Source organism: Rhabdothermincola salaria (assembly GCF_021246445.1).
GTDB classification, from domain to species: Bacteria; Actinomycetota; Acidimicrobiia; order Acidimicrobiales; family Acidimicrobilacustridaceae; genus Rhabdothermincola_A; species Rhabdothermincola_A salaria.
This window is the reverse complement of record NZ_JAJQXW010000001.1, coordinates 1542909-1565032: the sequence shown is the minus strand read 5'-3', so window position 1 is coordinate 1565032 and position 22124 is coordinate 1542909. Positions and strand designations below refer to the sequence as shown.

The 22124-nt window shown below is 71.8% G+C and carries 20 protein-coding genes and 1 tRNA gene; 7 read left to right on the top strand and 14 right to left on the bottom strand.

Features of this window, described 5'->3' with window-relative positions; all coding sequences use genetic code 11:
• Positions 1–12: 12 nt before the first annotated feature.
• Positions 13–1281, bottom strand: a complete 1269-nt coding sequence (locus tag LUW87_RS07290; RefSeq protein ID WP_232670463.1) for a cytochrome P450 — start codon at positions 1279–1281, stop codon at positions 13–15.
• 124 nt (positions 1282–1405) lie between these two features.
• Between LUW87_RS07290 and LUW87_RS07285 the strand changes: the two genes are divergently transcribed.
• Positions 1406–2089, top strand: a complete 684-nt coding sequence (locus LUW87_RS07285) for a TetR/AcrR family transcriptional regulator (RefSeq protein WP_232670462.1) — start codon at positions 1406–1408, stop codon at positions 2087–2089.
• A 37-nt stretch (positions 2090–2126) separates the two neighbouring features.
• Here the strand turns inward: LUW87_RS07285 and LUW87_RS07280 are convergent, their stop codons facing one another.
• Positions 2127–3182, bottom strand: coding sequence for a hypothetical protein (locus LUW87_RS07280; RefSeq protein WP_232670461.1), 1056 nt, complete (start codon positions 3180–3182; stop codon positions 2127–2129).
• A gap of 115 nt (positions 3183–3297) precedes the next feature.
• On the opposite strand from LUW87_RS07280, the gene LUW87_RS07275 reads away from it, so the two are divergent.
• On the top strand, positions 3298–3534 hold the full coding sequence (locus tag LUW87_RS07275; RefSeq protein WP_232670460.1) for a hypothetical protein: 237 nt from the start codon (positions 3298–3300) through the stop codon (positions 3532–3534).
• Between the two features lie 47 nt (positions 3535–3581).
• On the opposite strand, the gene LUW87_RS07270 is transcribed toward LUW87_RS07275, so the two are convergent.
• The 4 genes from LUW87_RS07270 to LUW87_RS07255 all read right to left on the bottom strand — a co-directional run bounded on the left by LUW87_RS07270 (position 3582) and on the right by LUW87_RS07255 (position 6639).
• A complete protein-coding gene (locus LUW87_RS07270) occupies positions 3582–4694 on the bottom strand; it encodes a calcium/sodium antiporter (RefSeq protein ID WP_232670459.1) in 1113 nt (370 codons plus the stop codon).
• Positions 4695–4913: 219 nt separating this feature from the next.
• A tRNA-Glu gene (locus LUW87_RS07265) sits at positions 4914–4989 on the bottom strand.
• A gap of 74 nt (positions 4990–5063) precedes the next feature.
• Positions 5064–5747 carry an adenylate/guanylate cyclase domain-containing protein gene (locus LUW87_RS07260; RefSeq protein WP_232670458.1) on the bottom strand — a complete coding sequence of 228 codons (684 nt, stop codon included), beginning with the start codon at positions 5745–5747 and terminating at the stop codon, positions 5064–5066.
• Between the two features lie 76 nt (positions 5748–5823).
• Positions 5824–6639 carry an acyl-CoA thioesterase gene (locus tag LUW87_RS07255; protein WP_232670457.1) on the bottom strand — a complete coding sequence of 272 codons (816 nt, stop codon included), beginning with the start codon at positions 6637–6639 and terminating at the stop codon, positions 5824–5826.
• 121 nt (positions 6640–6760) lie between these two features.
• On the opposite strand from LUW87_RS07255, the gene aqpZ reads away from it, so the two are divergent.
• The 3 genes from aqpZ (at position 6761) to LUW87_RS07240 (ending at position 10054) form a co-directional block, all read left to right on the top strand.
• Entirely contained in the window at positions 6761–7549 is a 789-nt protein-coding gene (gene aqpZ / locus LUW87_RS07250) for an aquaporin Z (protein ID WP_232670456.1), read from the top strand.
• A 151-nt stretch (positions 7550–7700) separates the two neighbouring features.
• Positions 7701–8987 (top strand): acetyl-CoA hydrolase/transferase family protein, encoded by a 1287-nt coding sequence (locus LUW87_RS07245; protein WP_232670455.1) that lies wholly within the window; start codon positions 7701–7703, stop codon positions 8985–8987.
• Positions 8984–10054 carry a threonine aldolase family protein gene (locus LUW87_RS07240; protein WP_232670454.1) on the top strand — a complete coding sequence of 357 codons (1071 nt, stop codon included), beginning with the start codon at positions 8984–8986 and terminating at the stop codon, positions 10052–10054. The genes LUW87_RS07245 and LUW87_RS07240 overlap by 4 nt, the downstream gene beginning before the upstream one ends.
• A gap of 39 nt (positions 10055–10093) precedes the next feature.
• Here the strand turns inward: LUW87_RS07240 and LUW87_RS07235 are convergent, their stop codons facing one another.
• From LUW87_RS07235 to LUW87_RS19140, 3 genes are all read right to left on the bottom strand, one after another.
• Positions 10094–11521: an amidase gene (locus LUW87_RS07235; RefSeq protein ID WP_232670452.1), complete on the bottom strand. Its 1428-nt coding sequence runs from the start codon at positions 11519–11521 to the stop codon at positions 10094–10096.
• A 55-nt stretch (positions 11522–11576) separates the two neighbouring features.
• The gene (locus LUW87_RS07230) at positions 11577–12650 is read right to left on the bottom strand and encodes a TetR/AcrR family transcriptional regulator (protein WP_232670450.1); all 1074 of its coding nucleotides are present in this window, start codon (positions 12648–12650) and stop codon (positions 11577–11579) included.
• Between the two features lie 102 nt (positions 12651–12752).
• On the bottom strand, positions 12753–14321 hold the full coding sequence (locus LUW87_RS19140) for an amidohydrolase family protein (protein ID WP_232670449.1): 1569 nt from the start codon (positions 14319–14321) through the stop codon (positions 12753–12755).
• A 148-nt stretch (positions 14322–14469) separates the two neighbouring features.
• Between LUW87_RS19140 and LUW87_RS18730 the strand changes: the two genes are divergently transcribed.
• Both LUW87_RS18730 and LUW87_RS07205 read left to right on the top strand, forming a co-directional pair.
• Positions 14470–15684 carry an SPFH domain-containing protein gene (locus LUW87_RS18730; protein WP_346742406.1) on the top strand — a complete coding sequence of 405 codons (1215 nt, stop codon included), beginning with the start codon at positions 14470–14472 and terminating at the stop codon, positions 15682–15684.
• A gap of 7 nt (positions 15685–15691) precedes the next feature.
• Positions 15692–16669 (top strand): 39S ribosomal protein L45, encoded by a 978-nt coding sequence (locus LUW87_RS07205; RefSeq protein ID WP_232670448.1) that lies wholly within the window; start codon positions 15692–15694, stop codon positions 16667–16669.
• A 63-nt stretch (positions 16670–16732) separates the two neighbouring features.
• Here the strand turns inward: LUW87_RS07205 and LUW87_RS07200 are convergent, their stop codons facing one another.
• The 5 genes from LUW87_RS07200 to LUW87_RS07180 all read right to left on the bottom strand — a co-directional run bounded on the left by LUW87_RS07200 (position 16733) and on the right by LUW87_RS07180 (position 22091).
• Entirely contained in the window at positions 16733–17308 is a 576-nt protein-coding gene (locus LUW87_RS07200) for a hypothetical protein (protein ID WP_232670447.1), read from the bottom strand.
• Positions 17309–18292: 984 nt separating this feature from the next.
• A complete protein-coding gene (locus LUW87_RS07195; protein ID WP_232670446.1) occupies positions 18293–18907 on the bottom strand; it encodes an RNA polymerase sigma factor in 615 nt (204 codons plus the stop codon).
• A 148-nt stretch (positions 18908–19055) separates the two neighbouring features.
• Entirely contained in the window at positions 19056–19607 is a 552-nt protein-coding gene (locus LUW87_RS07190) for a hypothetical protein (protein WP_232670445.1), read from the bottom strand.
• 232 nt (positions 19608–19839) lie between these two features.
• Entirely contained in the window at positions 19840–20421 is a 582-nt protein-coding gene (locus tag LUW87_RS07185) for a TetR/AcrR family transcriptional regulator (RefSeq protein ID WP_232670444.1), read from the bottom strand.
• The gene (locus LUW87_RS07180) at positions 20418–22091 is read right to left on the bottom strand and encodes an AMP-binding protein (protein WP_232670443.1); all 1674 of its coding nucleotides are present in this window, start codon (positions 22089–22091) and stop codon (positions 20418–20420) included. The genes LUW87_RS07185 and LUW87_RS07180 overlap by 4 nt, the downstream gene beginning before the upstream one ends.
• Positions 22092–22124 lie beyond the last annotated feature (33 nt).

The following is a 22124-nucleotide window of genomic DNA, read 5'->3' as shown; positions in this document are numbered from 1 at the left end:
TCGCGGCGAGGCTCAGACGGCGGCGAGCGGCGCCGGGTTGCGCCGGGCGCCGGTGCTGTAGGTCACCGGCATGTGCTTGACCCCACCGATGAAGTTGGAGCGCAGCATCTGCACGTCGCCGGCGAGCTGCATGTCCGGGATGCGCTCGAGGATCTCGCGGAAGATGAGCTTGAGCTCCATGCGGGCCAGGTTGGCGCCGAGGCAGAAGTGCTGCCCGCCGCCGCCGAAGGCGATGTGCTCGGGGGCGTTGGGCCGCTCGATGTCGAAGGTGAAGGGGTCGTCGAAGACTGCCTCGTCGCGGTCGGCCGAGATGTGCCACATCACGACCTTGTCGCCTTCGGCGATCTGCTGGCCACCGATCTCGGTGTCGGCCGTGGCGGTGCGCCGGAAGTGGTACACCGGCGTCGCCCAGCGCAGGATCTCTTCGATGGCGTTGTCGAGCTTGCCGTCGATGTCGTTGCGCAGCAGCTGGTACTGGTCGGGGTTCTGCATGAGCGCCCACATGCCCCACGAGGTGGTGTTGCGGGTGGTCTCGTTGCCGGCCACGGTGAGCAGCATCATGAACATGTCGAACTCGAGCTCGGAGAGCTTCTCGCCCTCGAGCTCGGCGTTCAACAGCTTGGTGACGATGTCGTCGCGGGGATCGGTGAGGCGCTGCTTGCCGAGCTCGTTGACGTACATGAACAGCTCACCCGACGCGGCGGCGCCGTCCTCACCCGCGTACTCGGGGTCGTCGATGCCGATCATGCGGTTGGACCAGTCGAACAGGAGCTTGCGGTCCTCCTGGGGGACGCCCATGATCTCGGCGATGGCCTGCAGGGGGAGCTCGGACGCCAGGTCCTCGACGAAGTCGCAGCTGCCGCGCTCGATGATGTTGTCGACGATCAGGACGGCCCGGTGCTCGAGGTACTGCTCGATGAGGCCGACCATGCGGGGGGTGAAGCCCTTGTTCACCAGGCGGCGGTACCGCGTGTGCTTGGGCGGGTCCATGTAGAGCATCATCAGGCCGCGCGGGTCGGTGCCCGAGGAGGTCTCGTACTCCTCCGGGGTCAGGATCGAGATGCCGCCGATCTCCGAGGAGTACAGGCCGGTGTCGCGGTTGACCGTGATGAGGTCCTTGTGCGAGACGATGTTCCAGAAGCCGGCGGCGCGGGGCAGGTTGTGCTCCTGCCAGGCCACAGGTGCCTCCTGGCGGAGGCGCTTGAACATCTCGTGGTGCTCGAGGTCTCGGAAGCGATCGAGGTCGAGCAGGTCGATGCCCTCGGGTACGACGGTTCGCATGGTTCCCCCTGATGGGACGGTTGGAGATCGGATGCCGGCGTGGCGGTCGTGCGTCACATGCTGCCCGGTGGATTTACGGAAGTCAAGCCTTCCGTAAATCGTTCGGTGCCGTAGAGTACCCGGCGTGGCGGACTCCACCACCAGCGCCGAGCCGGCCTCCGGCCCCATCGACCTCTCCGGCGTCGACCTCTCCGGCGTCGACGTCGACGCGGCCACCGGCGACGACCCGACCCCGATGGTGCGCGGACGCGGCCGTCCGCTGGCCGCCGACCGCACCGACGCGATCCTGCAGGCCGCCGGGGACCTGTTCGACGAGGTGGGCTACGACCAGCTGCGCGTCCAGGACATCGCGTCGCGGGCCGGGGTGGGCCTGGCCACCCTCTACCGCCGCTGGCCCACCAAGCAGGCCCTGCTGGTCGACGCCCTCCGGGTGAAGAACCAGACGTTCGAACGGCCGGGGGAGGGCGAACCGCTCGAGGTGCTGGCCCACATCGCCGGCCTGGTGGCGGGCGGCACCCTCGGCACCAGGGGCGAGTTCCTCCCCGGGCTGCTCACCGCCATCCGCGACGATGCCGAGCTGGCCGAGTCGCTGCGCGTCGGCGTCATCGACCCGCTCCACGACCGCGTCCGCGCCGAACTGGTGGCGATCCTGGGAGCGGACCACCCCCAGCTCGAGCTCCTGGTCGAGATGGTCCCGGCGCTGTGCATCTACCGGGCCCTGGCCCCGATCGAGCCCGGAGATCCCGACGCGCTGGTGGCCACGATGGTCGACCTCGTCACCATCGTGGCCACCGCGTCCGGCCGCTGAGACAAGAGCTGTCGCGGCCCGGATCCCGAGATCCGGCTCAGCTCTCGGTCGTCGTGGTCGTGTCGTCGGACTCGTCGTCTTCGTCGTCTTCGTCCGACGAGGAGCCCGAGTCGCTCAGATCCGCCTCGCTGATGGAGACGGTCAGCTGGGCCTCGACCGGGTCGCGGTCGGCGTTCAGACCGGTGAGGGTCAGGACGTAGTCGCCGGGGCCGAAGTCGTCGGCGACGAAGCCGATCAGGTTGTCCCGCGCGGTGGTCCCGGTCTGGAGGCTGCCGGGCCCGTCGTCGAGGCTCTGGCCGACGTCGGTCCCGTCCGGCAGGGTCAGCCGCCACTGGTTGGAGCGGACGGTCTGGGTGGTGGTGTCCTGCGCCGCCAGGGTGACGTCGTATCCGAAGACGAGCAGGGCTTCACCGGCGTCCAGCGGCTGATTGCGGGTCACCTCGTTGTACTGGACGGTCACCTCCACCACGTCGAAGGTGAACACTCCGGCGACCGCCGTCTCGCCCATGTCGATCACGGCCGGCTCGAGGGTGACGACGTCGTCGCCATCGAGGGGGACGATCGCCTGGTTCACGGCGTCGGTCCCGAAACGGATCTCGGCGTCGGCCAGATCGATGTCGGGTTCCACTCGGCTGAGGTCGAACGAGAGCGTCCCGGTGCTGCGGCCGAGGCCGGGCACGCTTCCACCGTCGTAGTCGGCCGGGATGGTCTGCTCGTCGCCCACCCAGAGCTGGACCTGGTTCGCTCGCAGGGTCTGGTTCCGCTCGGACAGGTTCTCGACCTGCACATCGATCGTGAGCTCGGGGTTGTCCGGGGTGACTTCTTCGAGGGCAGGATCAGCCAGGCCGATCTCGAAGGCTCCGAACCAGACGGTGGTGTCGACCTCCACGCCGCTGGGGAGGGCGTCGATCGAACCCGAGGCGGTGGTGGTGGTGGCTTCGGCCTCGGTGGTGCTGGACGACTCGACGACCTCGGCGTCGTCGTCACCGCCGCCACAGGCCGCCAGCAGCAGCGCGGTGGTCACGGTCGCCGAGGCGAAGAGGGCGCCACGCGTGCGTCGCGTTCGGGGGGTGGAGATGATGGTGCTCAGCATGGGCGGAAGGGTAGCGGGCGATCTGTGAGGGATCTGAAAGTCGTCCGGGTGGCGAATCGCCGCCCGTCGGCCCATGCTGGACGCCGAGAGAAGACCCCGAGACCGAGGAGACGACGTGAGCGACCACACCGACGGCGAGCACGACGAGCCCACGCTGCGCCAGAAGCTCCACGCCGCCACCGGCGACCGTGACGCCGAGGCCGAAGCGGTCGCCGACCGGGCCGACGACGTCGATGTCGACGACGCCAAGGTGGCCGTGCAGAAGGCGCACGGCGAGAGCGTCGAGGGCACCGACCCCGACGGCGACATGGCCACGGTCGAGGACGCTCGCGAGGTCGCCGACGACGAGTGACCGGTGCCTCCGGGCCCGGGCGACCGGGCCCGACGGACCGGGTCGGCTCAGCCCGCCTGTGAGTCGGCGAGGCGGGCCCGGTGCCGTCGCCACGCCTGGAAGCCCAGCACCGAGAAGGTGAGCAGCACCAGCGGGGTCACGAGCAGCACCGCCGGGCCCACCACGTCGGCCGCGTCGTGGTCGCTCGAGTCGAGCACCAGGTAGGTGATGTAGGCGACGTAGAAGGCCATGAGGACGATGCCCTCCCAGCGGCGGATCGCGAAGCCGGTCCACAAGATGGGCAACAGCACGAACGTGGCCGCCAGCATCACCGGGAAGTCGAGGCGCAGGGCGGCGTCGCTCACGGCGATGCCGTCGCTCGACACGATCGCCGTCGTCCCCAGCACGAGCAACAGGTTGAACAGGTTGGAGCCGACGACGTTGCCGACGGCGATGTCGCGCTCGCCCCGCATGGCGGCCAGCACCGAGGTGGCCAGCTCGGGGAGCGAGGTGCCGATGGCCACCACCGTGAGACCGATCACCAGGTCGCTCAGGCCGACCGCCTCGGCGATGTCGGTGGCCGCCCCCACGAGCAGCTGCGAACCGGCGACCAGCAGGACCAGGCCCGCCAGCACGAGGAGGACCTGGACGTAGAGCGGACGCTCGATGATGGCCCCCTCGAGCGCTTCCAGCGACTCGTCGTACTCGGCGTCGACGTCGGGTTCGTCGCTCTTGCGGGCCCCTCGGATCAACCAGAACGTGTAGGCGATGACCCCCGCCACCAGGATCAGCCCCTCGATGCGACCGATGCGGTTGTCGAGCGAGAGCAGCAGCACGAGGGTCGAGACACCGATGAGGATCGGCACGTCGAGGCGGATGATGCGCTGGGACACCACCAGTCCTCCGATGGCGGCGGCGGCACCCAGGATCAACAAGATGTTGGAGATGTTGGACCCGAGGACGTTGCCCAGGGCCACGTCGCCCTTGCCGCCGGCGGCGGCGCCGACGCTCACGGCCAGCTCCGGGGCGCTGGTCCCGAAGGCCACGATCGTGAGACCGATGATCACCGGGGCGATGCCGAAGCGGCTGGCGATGGACGCCGCGCCCTTGACCAGACCTTCGGCCCCGGCCACCAGGCAGACCACGCCCAGGGCCAGCACGACGAAGGTCAGCACGGTCATGGCGCAGCACTGTGCCACGGATGCGGGCCGGCGCCGACCACGCCGCTCGGCGGTGCCCGCCGCCGGATGCGGAGAGGTCGCCACCACCATCACGGCTGGGCGCAACGCAGACCTGCAGTGGTGCGCCGGGGAGGCCACCGGCATCCCGAGTGGGCCCGAGAACGCACGGAGCCCCCGGTCGGTGCACCAGCTCGGTGCGCTCACCAGGGGCTCAGTGGTTGGCACCCCCAACGGGATTCGAACCCGTGCCGCCACCTTGAGAGGGTGGTGTCCTAGGCCGCTAGACGATGGGGGCGAGTTGCTGCACGCCAGCCGGGAGAGCATAGCGAGCTGGAGCCGGCTCTCCCAAAGCCGACGAGCAGGCGCTGGTCAGAACTCGCTGGCGGGCTCGGGCGGGAACTCCACGTCGTAGGCCGGCCGCAGGGGCCGCACCTCGACGGCCCCGACGCCTCGCACCTCGACCATGCGGCTGCGACCGGCCTGCACCCAGTCGGGCTGGCCTCGGAGCGACTCGTTGTCGGCCAGCAGCTCGCCGGGGCCGGCCTCGTCGCACAGGCGAGCGGCCAGGTTCACCGGTCGGCCGATGTAGTCGTCGCCGTCGAAGAGCAGGGCCGTGCCCGACGCCACCCCGGCGCGCAGGTCGCTGGCGAGGGTCTCGAAGCGGCCGGTGAGCTCGGAGACGGTGGCGACCGTGGGACCGGGGAGCACGCCGACGAGCAGGGCGCCGTCGCCCAGCCACTTGGCCACTCGGATGCCACGTCGGCCGGCGATCTCCTTGACCAGGCTGCGGAAGGTCTTGAGCATGGCGATCGAGCGTCGGGGGCCGTGCTCCTCGGTGAACGCGGTGAACCCGCAGATGTCGACGAAGGCGAAGGTGCGCTCGAGCTCGATGGGGCCGTCGGTGGGGGGCAGGAACTCGGGACGTTCGGTGCCCGGGATCAGCGGGTCCTCGTCGTCGAAGTCGCCGTACGGGGCCCAGCGCGCGAAGGGGTCGAACTCTCCCGCTCGGTTGGTGCTGGGGCCCACCGCCGGCATGTCCCACTGATCGGTCATCCCCTTGACCATGACACAGGTGGCGCCCCGGCGGGAGTGCATTGATCCGCTCCCTCGCCGACCCGTGCGGCGCCGGTCACGGGGCGCCCGGTGCCGGTCGCCGGGCGCGAGCCAGGCCCTCCTGGGCGACGGTGGCGATCTGGCGGCCCGCCGCGTCGAAGACGAGGGAGGTGGCGAAGGCCCGGGCGTCGGCGTTGCCGTGGCCGTGGAGGTCGAACAGCACCCAGTCGTCGATCCGGAAGGGCCGGTGGAACCAGATGGCGTGGTCGAGGCTGGCGGTCATCAGCGACTCCCAGTCCCTGGCGCCCGAGTGGGCCGACAGGGCGGCGCCGAGGAGGTGCTCGTCGGACAGGTACGCCAGGGCGCAGGCGTGCAGGGCGGGATCGTCGCCGAGGTCCTCGGTGGCGCGCATCCAGGCCCAGCGGGCGGGGCCGGCGTCGATGCGGGTGGGGCGGGTCTCGAAGAAGAGGTCGGTGGGCTCGGCCGGGACGTCGAGAGGGGCGGGGGCGTCGGCGGGCACGTGTGAACGCTGGGCGTCCTCGGACTCCTCGGGCAGGTGGAAGCTGGCGATGAGCGTCGAGATGGCACCGCCGGCCTGGTAGGCCACGACCTGGCGGGTGGAGAACGAGCGCCCGTCGCGGATGCGCTCGACCTCGTAGAGGACCGGAGCCTTCTCGTCGCCTTCGCGGATGAAGTAGGCGTGCAGCGAGTGGGGGAGCTGCCCGTCGCCCACCGTGTGGCCGGCGGCCCGCAAGCCCTGGGCGATGGCCTGGCCCCCGTAGATGCGCCCCCAGCCGTTGTCGGCCGTGGGGGCGAGGAAGGCGTCGGGCTTCACCGGGTCGAGGGTGAGCAGGGCCTTCAGGTCCTCGGGTGGGGGGAGCGAGACGGTCACCTGCACAGGTTGCCACGAGGCCGTCGGAACTCATCCCCCCGATCCGACCTCGGAGATCCTTCGTCGAATATCGTTTCGCCGAATCGCTCGACCGGGGTGGTTCAGGGACGAAGGAGTGACCATGGACATGGGCAGACGTCTGACCGTCGAAGCGATCGGCACGTTCTGGTTGGTGCTCGGAGGGTGCGGTAGCGCGGTGCTGGCGGCCACGTTCGGCGGGGATTCCGAACCGTTCGTGGGCATCGGTCTGGTGGGCGTCTCGCTCGCCTTCGGTCTCACCGTGTTGACCATGGCCTACGCCGTCGGGCACATCTCGGGCGGCCACTTCAACCCGGCGGTCACGCTCGGGCTGCTGGCCGGTGGGCGCTTCAAGGCCAAGGATGCCCTTCCCTACGTGATCGTGCAGCTGATCGGGGCCATCGCCGCCGCCGGCGTGCTGTTGGTGATCGCCAAGGGTGCTCCCGGCGGGTACGACGCCGCCGAGCAGGGTCTCGCGGCCAACGGCTACGGCGACCTCTCACCCGGCGGCTACGGGCTCGGTCCCGCCCTGCTCACGGAGCTGGTGATGACCGCCGGGTTCCTGTTCGTGATCTTCGGCGCCACCGGCCGGCGGGCCGCCGCCGGCTTCGGGCCGCTGGCGATCGGCCTGGCCCTGACGCTCATCCACCTGATCAGCATCCCGATCACGAACACGTCGGTGAACCCGGCCCGATCCACCGGCCCGGCGCTGTTCGCCGGCGGGGAGTACATCGGCCAGCTCTGGCTGTTCTGGCTGGCGCCGATCGTCGGGGCGGTCGTGGCCGGCCTGGTGTGGCGCTACCTGAGCCCGGCCGACGCCGTGCCCGAACCCGAGTCCCAGGAAGCGCCGCTCGGCGAGAACCTGGTCTCGGACTCACCGAGCGCCCGCTGACGCACGGGTCGCGTCGTCAGCCCACGGGATCAGATCGGGTTCGCCTCGTCACCGAGCGTTCGCTCGTGGTTCGTCTGTCCGTGCCCTCCCGGCCTCCGGCGGCACCGTCGGGCGTCGCTAGGGTCTGCTCGGACGGGAAAGGACCACCTTCGTGAACGAAGCCCTCCGCCGCACCCGCTGCTCGGACCCCTCGGCGATCGTCGAGCACCTCGGTGCCCACACCGACGTCATCGTGCCGCTCGCCAACGGCGAACCCGACACCGTGATGACCGCAGTCGATGCCGCCGGCCCCGACCTCGAGGGAGTGCGGGTGCACCAGATGCACTCCTTGCACGATCGCCCCTACCTCCACGGCGTCTATCCCGGCCTGCGCCACGTGGCCTACTTCCTCTCCGAGATCACGCGGCCCGCCTTCCACGAAGGGGGTTTGGACTTCACGCCGGTCCACTTCTCGGAGATGCCGCACATCCTGAGCTACGTCACGCGAGCGCCCATCATCGCCGCCGCCGCCTCTCCGCCCGATCGCCACGGGTACTTCTCGCTCGGCACCAATGCCGACTACGTGGCCCGCTTCATCGGCAAGGCCCCGTTCTTCCTCGAGGCCAACCCCCACATGCCGCGCACCCGCGGCGAGAACACCATCCACGTCTCGCAGGTCGCCGGTTGGGTGGAGGCCGACTACCCCCTGGCCGAGAGCCCGTCACCCCGGGTCAGCGAGAAGGACCGCATCATCGGTGAGCTCATCGCCGAGCGGGTCCCCGACGGGGCCACCATCCAGGTCGGCATCGGCTCCATCCCGGCCGCGGCGTTGAGCGCCCTCGGCAACCACCGCGACCTCGGGGTGCACACCGAGCTGCTCTCCGACGCCATCGCCGAGCTGTTCATGGCCGGTGTCATCACCGGCACCGGCAAGACCACCCGCCCGGGCAAGATGGTCACCACCTTCGCCCTGGGCACCCGGGCGTTCTACGACTTCATCGACGACAACGCGGCCGCCGAGTTCCTCCCCGTCGACTGGGTCAACGATCCTCGGGTGATCGGACGTGAGCGGGCCTTCGTGTCGATCAACGCCACCGTGGAGGTGGACGTGATGGGACAGGCCAACTCCGAGATGATCCGCGGGCGCATGTGGTCGGGGTCGGGGGGGCAGGCCGACTTCGCCAAGGGGGCGATGTTCTCCCCTCACGGCATGGGTTTCCTGGCGTTGCATTCCACCACCAGGGACGAGTCGGTGAGCAGGATCAAGGTCCGCCTCGGCGAGGGGGCGGTCATCACCACCCACAAGAACACGATCGACAACGTCGTCACCGAGTACGGGGTGGCCGAGCTGCACGGTCAACCGGTCTCGGTGCGAGCAGAGCGCCTCATCGCCATCGCCCACCCGAAGTTCCGCGACGAGCTGTCGGCCGAGGCCCGCACGCTGGGCTACCTCAGGTGAACGCCGGCTCGCTGTCGATGCCGCCGGCCCCGCAGTGCTCGTTCGCCAGCGACAACGCCGCAGGGGTCCTGCCCGAGGTCCTCGACGCCATGGTGGCGGCCAACGAGGGGTGCGCCCTCGCCTACGGCGAGGACCCCTGGACGACCCGGGCGGAGTCGGCGCTGGCCGACCTCTTCGGGGGCGCGGCCGCCGTGGCGCTGTGCTGGGGAGGGACCGGGGCCAACGTCGTGGGGTTGGCCTGCCTGTTGGGGCCCGGCGAGGCGGTGATCTGCGCCGAAGAGGCCCACATCGCCGTCGACGAGGGCGGCGCCCCGGAGCGCTTCACTGGCTCGAAGCTGCTCACGGTGCCCACGCCCGACGGCAAGCTCCGCCCCGACGACGTGCTCGCCGTGCTGTACGCGCTCGGCAACCAGCACCACGCCCAGCCCGGCGTCGTGTCGATCACCCAGTCCACCGAGCGAGGCACCCTCTACCGGCCCGACGAGATCGCCGCGGTGGCCGAGGTGGCCCACGACCACGGCCTGCACGTGCACCTCGACGGGGCCCGGATCGCCAACGCCGCCGCCGCGCTCGACGGGGATCTGCGCTCGTTCACCACCGATGCCGGGGTCGACGTGGTCAGCTTCGGCGGCACCAAGAACGGCCTGATGTACGGCGACGCCGTCGTGGTGCTCGAGCCGGCGGTGGCCCGGGTGCTGCCCTTCGTGCGCAAGCAGACCACTCAGTTGGCCTCCAAGATGCGCTTCCTCGGCGCCCAGTTCGAGGCCCTGCTGGCCGACGACCTCTGGTTGCGCACCGCGGGGCACGCCAACGCCATGGCCCGGCGCCTGGCCGACCGTCTCGACGGGGTCCAGGGGGTCCAGGTGACCGGCACGCCGGACGTGAACGCCACGTTCGTGCAGCTGCCGTCGGCGGCCGCGGTGGCCGAGCTGCAGGCGTGGTCGTTCGTGTGGGAGTGGGAACCGGCCCGTCACGAGATCCGCGCCATGACCAGCTTCGCCACCACCATCGACGACGTCGACCGCTTCGCCGCCGGCATCGCGGCGGTGGCGGCGCAGCACGGCTGAGCCTCGATCGGGCCGGGCTGCGGGCCGTGGGGCCGCTGCTCAGGCGTGCACCGGTGGGAGGCGGAGGGTCCAGTCCTGGGCCCCCTGCAACTCCGATGCGACGCGCACCAGCAGGTCCTCGCGGCCGAAGGCCGCCACCAGCTGGATCCCGATGGGCAGGCCGTCGTCGGTCCAGGCCAGCGGCAGCGAGATGGCGGGTTGGCCGGTCACGTTGAACTGCGCGGTGTACTGCATGAGCTCGGTGACCCGGTCGAGGCCCTTCTCGGGATCCGACAGCCATCCCAGCGGGGGAGGGGTGCCGTTGATGACGGGGCAGCACAACAGGTCGAACCCGCCGTCCCACCACTCGGCCATGCGGCGGGCCCACCGGTGCTGCCAGCGGGTGGCGGCCAGGTGGTCGGCGGCGCTGGTGGCCCCGCCGATCGCCGCGAACATGGCGTTGGCCGGCTCCAGCTCGTCGCCGCCGATGGTGCGTCCGAGGGTGGTCTCCCACTCGTCGAGGTCGGCTCGCAGGTTCGCCGCCATGATGGTGATGAAGTGCCGGGAGAAGTCCGGGTCGCCCATGGCCTCGGGGTGGCTCGCCTCGACCCGGTGGCCGAGGTTCTCGAGGAGGCCCCCGACGGCGCGGAGGGTCTCGCCGACCACAGGATCGGCGACCACGTCGGACTGCGCCGGACGGTCGAGCAGGCCGATGCGCACGATGCCGGGATCGGCCCCGACCTGCTGGACGTAGGGGCGGGCGGGAGGTGGGGTCACGAAGGGGTCGCCCGGGGCCGGGCCGCTCATGACGTCGAGGAACAGCGCGGTGTCCCGCACGCTGCGGGTGACGACGCCGTTGATGACGGCACCGTTCCAGTGCTCGGCGTAGCGAGGTCCGAGGGGGGTGCGACCTCGGGTCGGCTTGAGGCCGACGAGGCCGCACTCGCTGGCCGGGATGCGGATGGATCCGCCCCCGTCGCTGGCGTGGGCGGCCGGCACCATCATCGAGGCCACCGCCGCGCCGCTCCCTCCCGACGAGCCCCCGGTGGAGTGCTCGGTGTTCCATGGGTTGCGGGTGGGCCCGGCGGCCACTGGTTCGGTGGTGATGGTGGTGCCGAACTCGGGGGTGTTGGTGCGGCCGAGGATCACGAGCCCGGCCGCCCGGAAGCGCTCGGTCAGCGTGTCGTCGGTGGCGCTGGTGGAGCCGGCGTCGGCGAGGAAGCGGGTCCCGCAGTGCAGCGGCTCGCCGGCGATGTGCAGGTCGAGGTCCTTGACCAGGAAGGGCACCCCGCGCAGCGGTCCGTCGGGGAGCGGGCCGGCCGCCTCGGCCCGGGCTGCGTCGAAGCGTCGGTGGATGACCGCGTTGAGGGCCGGGTCGACCGCCTCGATGCGGGCGATGGCGGCGTCGACCAGCTCGCTCGGCGTGACCTCGCCCCTCCTGACCAGGTCGGCCTGACCCCACGCGTCCATCTGTGCCAGCTCGTCCACCGCGCCCCTCCGTCGTCGTCGGCCCGGCGAGGTTACCGGCGGGTAGAGCCGGCGCTCACGAACGCACCGGGGGCGAGGCGACGGGTGGGACGAGAACCCGTTGTACGACCCAGCGCCCGAGGGGGAGGGCCACGGCCACCCAGGCCGCGGCTGCGGGTCGGATGTCGGCGGGGAACGCCGTGGGGTCGTCTCGACGCATCGCCCCCAGGGCCCGGGCCCGGGCCCGCAGCGGCCGCCCGATCACGGCGTCGACGGCCGTGGTGACCTCGGGGTCGAGCGAGGGGCCGAGGCGGAGGGCCTCGACCTGCGGCCCCCACCGCTCGGACCCGACGGGGCTCGGCGCCGACAGGCAGGCGGCGAGCAGGCCGGCCTTGCCGGAGAAGCGGTTGTACAGCGCCCCGGTGGACGTGCCGGCGCGCCGGGCGATGGCGTTCACGGACACGTTCTCGTAGCCGACCCGGTCGATCGCCTCGGCCGTGGCCAGCAGGAGCCGGCGACCGCGCTCGTCGAGGAGCGGGCCCGAGGTCGCCGCCGGCGCGGAGGTGGGGCGATGGTGCAGGGCGTCGGGCTGCCCGGTGCCCGACGCGGAGACGGAGCGGGTGCTCGAGAGGTGATGGCCCGCGGCCCGGAGCTGGTGGGTCAGCGGCGGCGGGCGGCGGTGGAGGCCGAGGGCCAGGAGCCACGAGCCGACGAGCAGGGCCGCCGCGGCCGGCCGGTCGCGGTCGGCGCCGCCGAGGGTGCGGTCGGCCGGGGACACGACCGAGCGCATGCCGGCGCTGAGCGGGCTCGGCCAGGCGGCGGCCACGCAGAGCTGGCACCAGGCGGCCACGACCGTCGCGTCGGGGGCTCGGGGTGGGCGGCGGTGGGTGTCGAGGCCCTCGGCGAGGCCCTCGGCGAGGCGGTCGAGCCAGTCACCGACGGGGGGCGCGAGGACCTCGCTCATCACCGTGTCGAGGAGGTCGTCGCGGGTGGGATGGCGCCGGTAGATCGTGGTGGTGGTGACCCCGCAACGATCGGCGACGGTCGTCAGCGCCAGGTCGTGGACGCCGGTCCGGGCCAGCTCGGCGACGGTGGCCGCGTGCAGCTGGCGCCGCCGCTGCACCGAGGCCTCCCGGGTGACCCTCGCCATCCGCGGACCCTAACGGCACCCGACCGGGCCTGCGCCGCCCCCTCCCTCGCCCTCGCGTGCCGGGCCGGTGCGCCGTCGTCCGGCCCGGATCCCGGCCCGTGCCTACAGGGGCTCGCCTTTGATGCCCTGGCCGTTCAGCAGCGACGTGTCGAGCTGGTCGCCGTTCTTGACCAGGCCGCCCATGACGAGGACCTGCTCGATGCCCGCCGACATGATCGACGGATCCTCGACGGTGGACCTGTCGGCGACCGTGGCTGGGTCGAAGACGGTGATGTCGGCGTCGGCCCCCATCTGGAGGCGGCCCTTGCGCTGCATGAGGGGGACGACCTTCTCGACCCGCTTGGTGGGGATGATGGTGGCCTTGGCGATGGCGTCGTTGAGCGACAGCACCCCCAGCTCTCGGACGTACGGGCCCACCAGGCGGGCGAAGCAGCCCGCCCCTCGCGGGTGGTTGTTGTCGGCGGGCTCGGGGATGGAGTCCGAGCCGACCATGGTCCACGAGGCCGACGCGGCGGCGTTGATGTCCGCCTGGGGCATGGCGTAGGCGACGACCAGCTTGTTCTGGGCCTGGTACGTGCCGAAGGTCTGGGCGGTGACCCGCTCGGAGGTGCCGGCGACCTGCAGGTCCTCGTAGGTGATCCGGAAGCGGGACTGCCAGTCGCCGTTGAAGCGGGCCGAGCCGAGGTAGGTGCCCCAGTACGTGTAGGGGTAGAAGCAGCCGGTCACGTCGAGGCCCTGCCCGCGGGCGTCGTCGAGCAGGGACATGGCCTCGCTCATGACGTGCGTGGCCATCGACGGGATGTGGTCGACGTGGAGCGACACGCCGGACTGCTCGGCGACGCGGATGACCTCCTCGATGGCCGAGATGGAGTTGGCTTCGGGCGGGTCCGGGCTGGAGTAGCGGATGTGGGTGAACAGCGGCACGCCCGCGTCGCGGGCCACCTCGCCCAGGGCGACGTACTCGGCGAAGTCGATGTAGGGGGCGTACTCCGGGTCGATGGCCACCCCGATGAAGCCGGCGTCGATCTGCTGGTCGAGGGCATCGCGCAGGCGTGAGAGCTGCGATGCGCTGGCCGTGTCGTAGATGCCGATGGTCTCGCGGAACCACTGGTCGGAGAAGGCGCCGCCGAAGTGCACCGGGCTGGTGCCCCCGTACTGCGCGAAGAACTGGCCGGCGTCGGTGGGGGCCTTGATGCCGTGCATCCCGAGGTTGGTGGTGACCCCGTCGCCGATCTTGTACCAGGTGCCGAAGGAGTTGGGCTCGTAGGAGAGCAGGTCGACGAAGCCCGGGGCGACCACCTTGCCGGTGGCGTCGAGGGTGGTGGTGCCCTGCAGGGGCTCGAGGGAGATCGAGGTGATGCGGTCTCCCGTGATCCCGACGTCGGCGATGGTGTCGAAGCCCGAGTCGGGGTCGATGACCCGTCCACCCTTGATGACCGTGTCGAAGACGAACCCGGCCGGAGGGGGCGGCTCGGCCCCGGGCATCGACGGTGGGATCGGGCGGATCGGTTCGGTCACGCTCACCGTGGTGCTCGACTCGTCGCCCCCGAAGGGACTGCAGCCGGTGGCGGCCACGGCGGCCGCCAGGGCGGCCGTGCCGCCGAGCACCAGGAAGCGCCGGCGACCGGGGTCGAAGGGCGCGGGGAGAGGAGGGGGGCCACCTGTCGTCACACCGGCGAATCTACCGGGGCCCTCCGGGGACTCCGAGGTCACCCCGACGGAGGCTCTCGGCGAAGCACCCGCGGGTGGGTGGGGTCGGGAAGTACCCTGGGCACCGGACCCGCCCGTCCGGGCGTGTCGTTCCTGTGAGGTGGTGTCTGTGGCGATACTCGGCCGGGTCTTCATCGCCGTCCCCGACGACAAGAAGGATCAGGTCCTCTTCAAGTGGCCTGACATCAACCTGCGCAAGGGCAGCCGCCTGATCGTCGAGCCCGACATGCTGGCCCTCTTCGTGAACAAGGGCGAGGTCGTCGGGACGCTCGGGCCGGGCCAGCACCGGGTCGAGGCCGACGAGATCATGGGTCTCGGTGCGGTCATCGACTGGGCCACCGACGGCAACGCCTACCGGGCCGAGCTCTTCTTCGTGGGCACCCGCGAGTACACGAGCGAGCGCTTCGGCGGCCGCATCGACGACGTCCAGGACCCCCAGACCGGCAACATCGTCACGCTCGGGGTGTTCGGTGAGTACAGCTTCCGGGTCACCGACCCCGCCAAGCTGGTGCTCAACCTGGTCGGCACCATCGACGTGCCCGACAACGACCACATCACCGACTGGGTCGAGCAGCAGATGGTCAAGGTGATGCGCACCGAGGTCACCCGCCAGATCGTGGGGCACAACTGGCCGGTGCTCGGGCTCTCGGCCTACACCCCCGAGATCGAGCAGGCTGTCATCGCGGCCACCAACGAACAGATCGCTGACTACGGCCTGGCCGTCGCCCGCATGGGCAACTTCGATCTCAACCTCTCCGCCGAGGACCAGGCCACCCTCAAGAAGCTGGCCAAGGACACCGCCTACAGCCGCCTGGCCGGTGGCTTCCAGCAGTACGCCCAGGGCGAAGCGCTCCTCGGCGCCGGCGAGGGCATGGCCAAGGGCGGCGGGGCCGGCACCGGTGCCGCCTTCCTGGGGGTGGGCATGGGCATGGCCAACCAGATGAACCAGCCCGGGCAGGGACCCATGCCGCCGGCGGCTCCGGGCTTCGCCGGCGGTGGCGAGGGCTTCGCCGCCCAGGGAGCCGGCGCCGGTGGCGCCGCGTCCGCCGCGGGGCCCGCCTGCACCGGGTGCGGGGCGGCCACCCCGCCGGGTGCGAAGTTCTGCGCCCAGTGCGGCACACCCGTGGCCCAGGCCCGGTTCTGCGCCGAGTGCGGCAACGAGCTCGTCGCCGGCGCCAAGTTCTGCGCCCACTGCGGGACCGCGGTGGCCGAGCCGGGAGGCGACTCGCCCGCCGAGGCATCCGCCGGGGCGGAACCGACGACGGACACCACCGCTCCCGAGGGCGACGGGTCCGAGACCGACGACACCGACGGAGAGGGCTGACCACCTCGTGCTCGCACCGCTCCTCGATCTGACGCGCCTGGCCATGGTCGACCTGCCGTCGCTGTGGTTCCGCGCCGGTGGGGGCACCGGTGGTGGCTTCTCCGGCGGCGGTGGCTTCTCCGGCGGTGGCGGCTTCTCCGGTGGCGGTGGCTTCTCCGGTGGTGGCTTCTCCAGCGGGTCGGGCGTCGGTGCGGCAGGGGGCGGGTTGTTGTTCTTCCTGCTCTTCGGCGGCGGCTTCACCGCCTTCATCATCTGGTCGGTGTTCATCGCCGCTCACCGGGGCCGCGGCGGCATGCCCACCCAGCCCGCCACCACCACCAGCGGCGCCTACCTGGCCGGCACCGACGCGTCGCGCCAGCACGCCACCACCCGGGCCGACCTCGAGGCCGGCATCGCCCAGATCCAGGCCCACGACCCGGCCTTCGACCCCAACCTGTTCGTCAACGAGGTCAACAAGGCGTTCTTCGCCATCCAGCAGGCCTGGAGCGAGCGCAAGCCCGACCTGTCGCGCCGGGTGATGGCCGAGCAGATCTGGCAGCAGCACCGCTTCCAGATCGAGCAGTACCTCACCGCCAACCGCCGCAACATGCTCGACAACCTGGCCATCCAGAACACCTATCTGGTGTCCGCCAACAGCGACGAGCACTTCGACACCATCACGGTGCGGTTCTTCGCCAGCTGCGCCGACTACGACGTGGAGCTCAAGGACGACGGCAGCCCGGGCAAGGTCGTGCGCGGGTCACGCAACGTCGAGCCGTGGACCGAGGACTGGGCCTTCCAGCGCTCGTCGAAGGCGGTCACCAAGCCCGAGGGCGGCACCCTCGACGACCGGTGCCCCAACTGCGGGGCCCCGCTCGACCTCGACATCGCCGGCGTGTGCAGCTACTGCAAGGTGGCCGTCATGTCCGGCGAGTACGACTGGGTGCTGAGTCGCATCGAACAGCTGCCGAGCTGGCAGTACGGCCAGGCCACCCTGCCGAGATAGGACAGGAGGCCCCTTCCGGGGCCTCCTGTCGAAACTGATGATGATCGTGGTGTCGTCGCGGGATCAGCGCGGGGCGGGTCGACCCGTCTCGGCCGGCGGGCCGGCCGGGGTCTCCGGCAGGTTGTCGGTGGGCACCGGGGGCACCGGGGGCACCGGGATGTCGGCCGGGGGGCCCGGGACGTCGGCCGGGGGGCCCGGGACGTCGGCCGGGGGGACCGGGAGGTCGGCTGGCGGACCCTGCCGTGCCTCGGCCCGAGCGGCGGCGTTGGCCTGTGCCTCGGCGGCGATGTCGAGGCCGTCGACGCCGCCTTCCTGGGCATCGGCGCTCACGCGGGCGCCGAAGCTGTCCTCGGGCGGACCATCGCCCTCGGTGTCGCCCTCGGCGACCGGCTCGACGGCCGCGTCGGCAACCTCCTCGGTCGGGTCGACGGGTGCCTCGGCGTCCTGGCGGCGGTCGGCATCCTGGCGGACCGTTTCTGGTGCGCCGTCGCCTGCTTCGACGACGGGCACCTCTTCAGGGGCACGGTCGACGATGGCGGCGCCGGCGACGCCGAGGCCTCCGACGGCGATGACGCCTGCGGTCGCGGCGGCGGCCACCTTGGTCGAGATGCCCAGTGCTGCGAGGGCTGCGGTGATCATGGTCGTTTCCTCCGTGGATGGTGGTTGTTCGCCTCGGTAGCCCCGAGGTCTGTCAGCGACAGATCCGAGGGCGTTGCTCCCGTACCGTCACCGGTGCGGTCGCCTTTTCGTTCGAGACATCCGTCTCGTTGTCATCGGCGCCGGGGCGCCGAAGATCAGGGTCGGTCGGGCCTCGTCGGCGACGGGGGCTCGGTGGCTCCCGGCGTCGAGGCGGCGTCGGGAGAAGGGGGTTCGGGGGCTGCGGGTGGCGTGGGCGGTGGGGAGGGTTCGGGCGGCGCAGCGGGTGTGGGCGGTGTCGGCGTGGAAGGGGTGCGATCCGGTGGGCCTGGTGGTTCCACGGGTGGTGCGACCGGGACCGTGGGCTCGGGGCGAGGCGGAGGTGCCGGCACGCCGGGGGTCGGCGGCAGGGACGTGGGATCGTCACCGGGCGGGGTGGGCACCGGAGCTCCCGGTGCGTCCTCGGTCGATGGCACCGACGGCCGGTCCTCGGCGGGGTCGTCGCCGACCACGTCGTCGCCGGGCACCACAGGTTTCGTGGGCTCCGGGGCAGGGGTGCGATCGAGGCCCACTGCGCTACTCGCCCGGTCGAACACGCTCTGCACGGGTCCGGGCAGCGCCCCGGCGAGACCGGTCCCGGTGGCGAGGGCCGCGGCCAGGACGCCGGCCACCACCAGGCGGCGCGATCGGTGGCTGCGGACCGTGGTACCCGTCTTCTTCGCCGTCTCCGACCCCGGCCCGGGAAGCGGCGCCGGGGATGGAGCAGCTGGGGTGTCGATCCCCGAGAGGAGGACGTCGGCCAGTTCCGGGCCGGCCGGCAGCGCCGGGGAACCGGCATCGGCGAAAGAGGTCCGAATGGCGGCGACGGCCTCGGTCAAACGCTCGTCGGCGGTCCCGGCCAGTACGGCGTCGACCTCGTCTGCTCGTCGTCGGAAGCTCATCTCGGGGCAGTGAACGCCGAGGGGGCCGGAAGGGGTACGGGCCGGCTCACGAATCCTGCTCGGCACCCCCGTCTTCCGCCTCGAGGATCCGTCGCAACGCGGCGAGACCGCGGCGTTGCAGGGCCTTCACTGCACCGGGCCGCTTGCGGACGGCCACCGCCACCTCCTCGACGGTCAGGTCGCCGACGATCCTCAGGACGAGGACGTCGCGCTGGTCAGGCGAGAGGCGCGACAGCAGCGACGCCACGCGCTCGTCGCCCAACCGCTGACCGATGACCGCCTCGGTGGTGTCGGTCGTGGCCCGCTGGTCCGGGATGGGACGGTCGACGACATCTGGACGGCGCGATCGGCGCCGACGGTCGTCCACGAGTCGGTGGTGTGCGATCGTGAACAACCACGACCGAAAGTGGCCTTCGTCGCCGTGGAACGTCGCCAGGTTGGTGAACGCTCGCAGGAAGACGTCGTTCGCCATGGAGTCCGGGTCCTCGGCTCCCTGGCCCCTCAGGTACCCGGCGACGAGGGGGCCGAACGCGTCGAACAGGCGCTGGTAGGCCCAGGGCGCGTTGGCGCGGGCTGCGTCGAACACCTCCGGGAACGCGGCGCCGAGGCGCAGCGCTCGCCGAGGGGTGGAATCGGCCGTCGGAATCTCGGGGCTCCCCATGTCTCGGGTCTGTCAACGCCGCCGGTGCGGTCGAGGGGTACGGCCCGAGGCTGGTTCGCCCGTCATCGTTCGATCCCGGGGGTCCCCGCCGTGGTGCGTGCTCCCGCAGCTTCGGTCGAAGGAGCCGGATGTCGGGACTCGGGGCGGGTCAGTCGCCGCCGGGGCGCCCGCCCGGCTGACCGGCCCATGGTGGCGGGCCGGCGCCGTCGGGGCGACCTCCACCCCTCTGGTCGCCCTCGTCGTCGGCCTCGGGTGCCTCGGGGCCCTTCTCCCGGTCGGCCTTGCGTTCGGCGGCGCGAGCCCGGGCCTCGGCGGCGATGGTGGGTCCGTCGACGCCGCCGTCGCGGGCATCGGCGCTGACCCGGGCACCGAAGGTCCCCTCGGGTGGGCCCTTCCCCTCCGGTGGGCCCTGCTTCTCGGACAGCTCCGGAGTCTCGTCCCCGGGGCCCTCGGCGGCGTCGGACTCGAGCGTCGCCTCCTCGTCCTCGATCGTGGTCGACGTGGTCGAGGCGGTGGTGTCGGTGGTGGTGGTGCTGTCGAGCGTGGTCGACGATTCGGTGGCCTCGGTCGCGGGATCGTCGTCATCGGCCGAGGTCACCGCGGCGGCGACGCCCACCCCGCCGACGGCGACGGCGACGGCCACCGCGGCCGCCACCACCTTCGTCGGCACACGGAGGTGGGTGAGCAGATCAGCGAGCATCGTGGGGTCCCTCCCGGGATCGTCGGCTTCGGCAGCCACCAGGGCCCAGAGGGTCCGGTGGCGTTGCTCCCGCCCCGTTGCCGGTGCGGTCGCCCTTGTCGGTCGAGACGCACTCGCGTCGCCGGTCGGTGGCGCGGGTCCCTCTCAGGGCCCTACATCGCTCGTCGGGCCCGCACCGATACGGGTGGACCAGGGTCGGGCGCCGGGCCCGGGGAGCCGATCTGCACCCCGCTCACGGGCACAGGTGGACGACCGCCCGCTCGAAGCGGGCCATGACCTCGCGAGGGGCGGTACCGGTGATGAGCGACACCAGCGACGCCAGCACCTGGTGCTCGAGGAGCTCGACGAGGACCTCGCGGTCGGCCACGTCGTCGCCCACGGCCTGGTCGAGCCACGACCGCCCCGACCACGGCGATTCCTCGCCGGGCGGGGTGGCCCCGCCGGCGAGGTAGGCCCGGAACATGGCCTGGTACAGCAGCGGCACCCGTTCGTAGGTCCGCACGACCTTGGCGAAGGCGGCCACGATGCGCACGTCGAGGGGGCGGTCGTCGGCCGGCCGACGTCGCCCCACGGCCTCGGAGGTGCGCAGCCCGGACTCGACGAGGGCGTCCACCAGCACGGCGTCCTTGGACCGGTGGTACTGGTAGAGCGTGGCGGGGGAGACTCCGGCGGCGGCGGCCAGCTCCCGCATGCCGAACCCGTCGTAGCCGTGTGCGGTCGCCAGGGCGACGGCGGCGTCGAGGATGCGGCCCCGGGTGGCGGCCTGCGTGCGCGACAGCCGGCGGGGCCCGGACGGCTCGGTCGTCGTGGTCACGTCAGGAGGTGCTCGCGGCCGAACTCGGCGAACTCGACGCGGAGCGCGGCCCGCTCGTCGTCGGTCATCTCCCGGAGCCGGTCGCCCGGGGCGGGGCGCCACCACACGGTCCCGGGGCCGTCCCAACGCAGGGCGCGCAGGGGCTTCTTGTCGAGCTTGTTCGAGCCGGTGAGCGGCATCCGGTCGGTGACGCGCACGTAGCGCGGCGCCCACTTGGTGCCGAGGTCCTCCTGGGCGGTGAGGAAGGCCTCGAACGCCTCGGCGGAGAACTCCGTGCCGGGCACCAGCTCGATGGCCGCCATCACCTGGTCGCCGGTGCGGCTGTCGGGCACCGGGTACACGGCGTTGACGAGCACGCCGGGGAAGCGGGCGATGATGCGCTCGATGGGGGTGGTGGCGAAGTTCTCGCTGTCGACGCGCAACCAGTCGGCGCCCCGGCCGGCGAAGTAGAACCAGCCGTCCTCGTCGCGGTAGCCGAGGTCACCGCTCCAGTACCAACCGTTGCGCAGCCGCTCGGCCGACGCCTCGGGGTTGTTGTAGTAGCCCTCGAAGGTGACCTCGCCGTCGCGCCGGACGATCTCGCCGATGGCCTCGTGGTTCACCAGCTCGCCCTTCGGCCCGAACCGGGCGGGAGGGCACTCCTCGAGGGTCGTGGGGTCGACGACTGCGACGTCGCCCTCCTGGGGGCGGCCGAGGGAGTGCCGCGGCGTGCCCGGCACCTTGATGATGGAGATGGGCCCCTCACTGGAGCCGTAGCTCTCGAAGAACGCACAGCCGAACCGGCGGCTGAACTCGTCCATGTCGCGGTCGGTGGCCTCGGTTCCGAAGGCCAGTTGCAAGGGGTTGTCGGCGTCGTCGGGCCGCTCGGGCGTGGCCAGCACGTAGGCGAGCGCACGCCCGACGTAGTTGATGTAGGTCGCCCCGAACCGGCGGACGTCGGGCAGGAACCCCGACGCCGAGAACTTGCGGCGCAGGGCCCACGGCGCGCCCGTGCCGAGGCACATGGCCCAGCTGGCCATGAGGGCGTTGCCGTGGAACATGGGCATGGCGTTGTAGCAGACGCTCTCCTCGGCGGTGATGCCGAACATGCCCGGCGTCCGGCCGGCGATGGCGGCGAAGCGGCCCTGGGTGCAGACCACCGCCTTGGGGGCACCGGTCGAGCCCGAGGTGAACAACAACAGGAGCGGCTGCTGTGGGTCGATCGGTTGGAGGACCTGCTCGGGCTCGGCGTCGCCGTGGCGCTCGAGCAGGGCGGCGTACTCGGGTGAGTCGACCAGCCAGACCCGTTCGGGTGGCAGCCCCAGGTCGAGCCCGTCGAGCAGCTCCAGGTGGTCGCGGTCGGTCACGATCATCTGGCAGTCGGTGTGGTCGACGTCGTGGGCCAGCTCGGCGCCGCGGCGGGTGGAGTTGATGCCGACGACGGCCGCGCCGGACAGGCCGCCGGCCACGATCCAGAACAGGTACTCGGGTGTGTTGTCGAGCAGCACGCCCACGTGGAACGGGCCATCGGTGCGCACCTCGAGAGCGATCGCCGCCCGACGGGCGCCCTCGCCGACCACCTCCGCCCAGGTGTAGTGCTCGTCCTCGAACAGCAGGCCGGGCCGGTCCTCGTCGGCGCGCTGCAAGAGCAGGTCCGCAGTGGTCGTCGCGGCGACGTCGTCGGTGGTCATGCGTTCCCCCTCGGTTGTCTCGCCCGGTGTCGT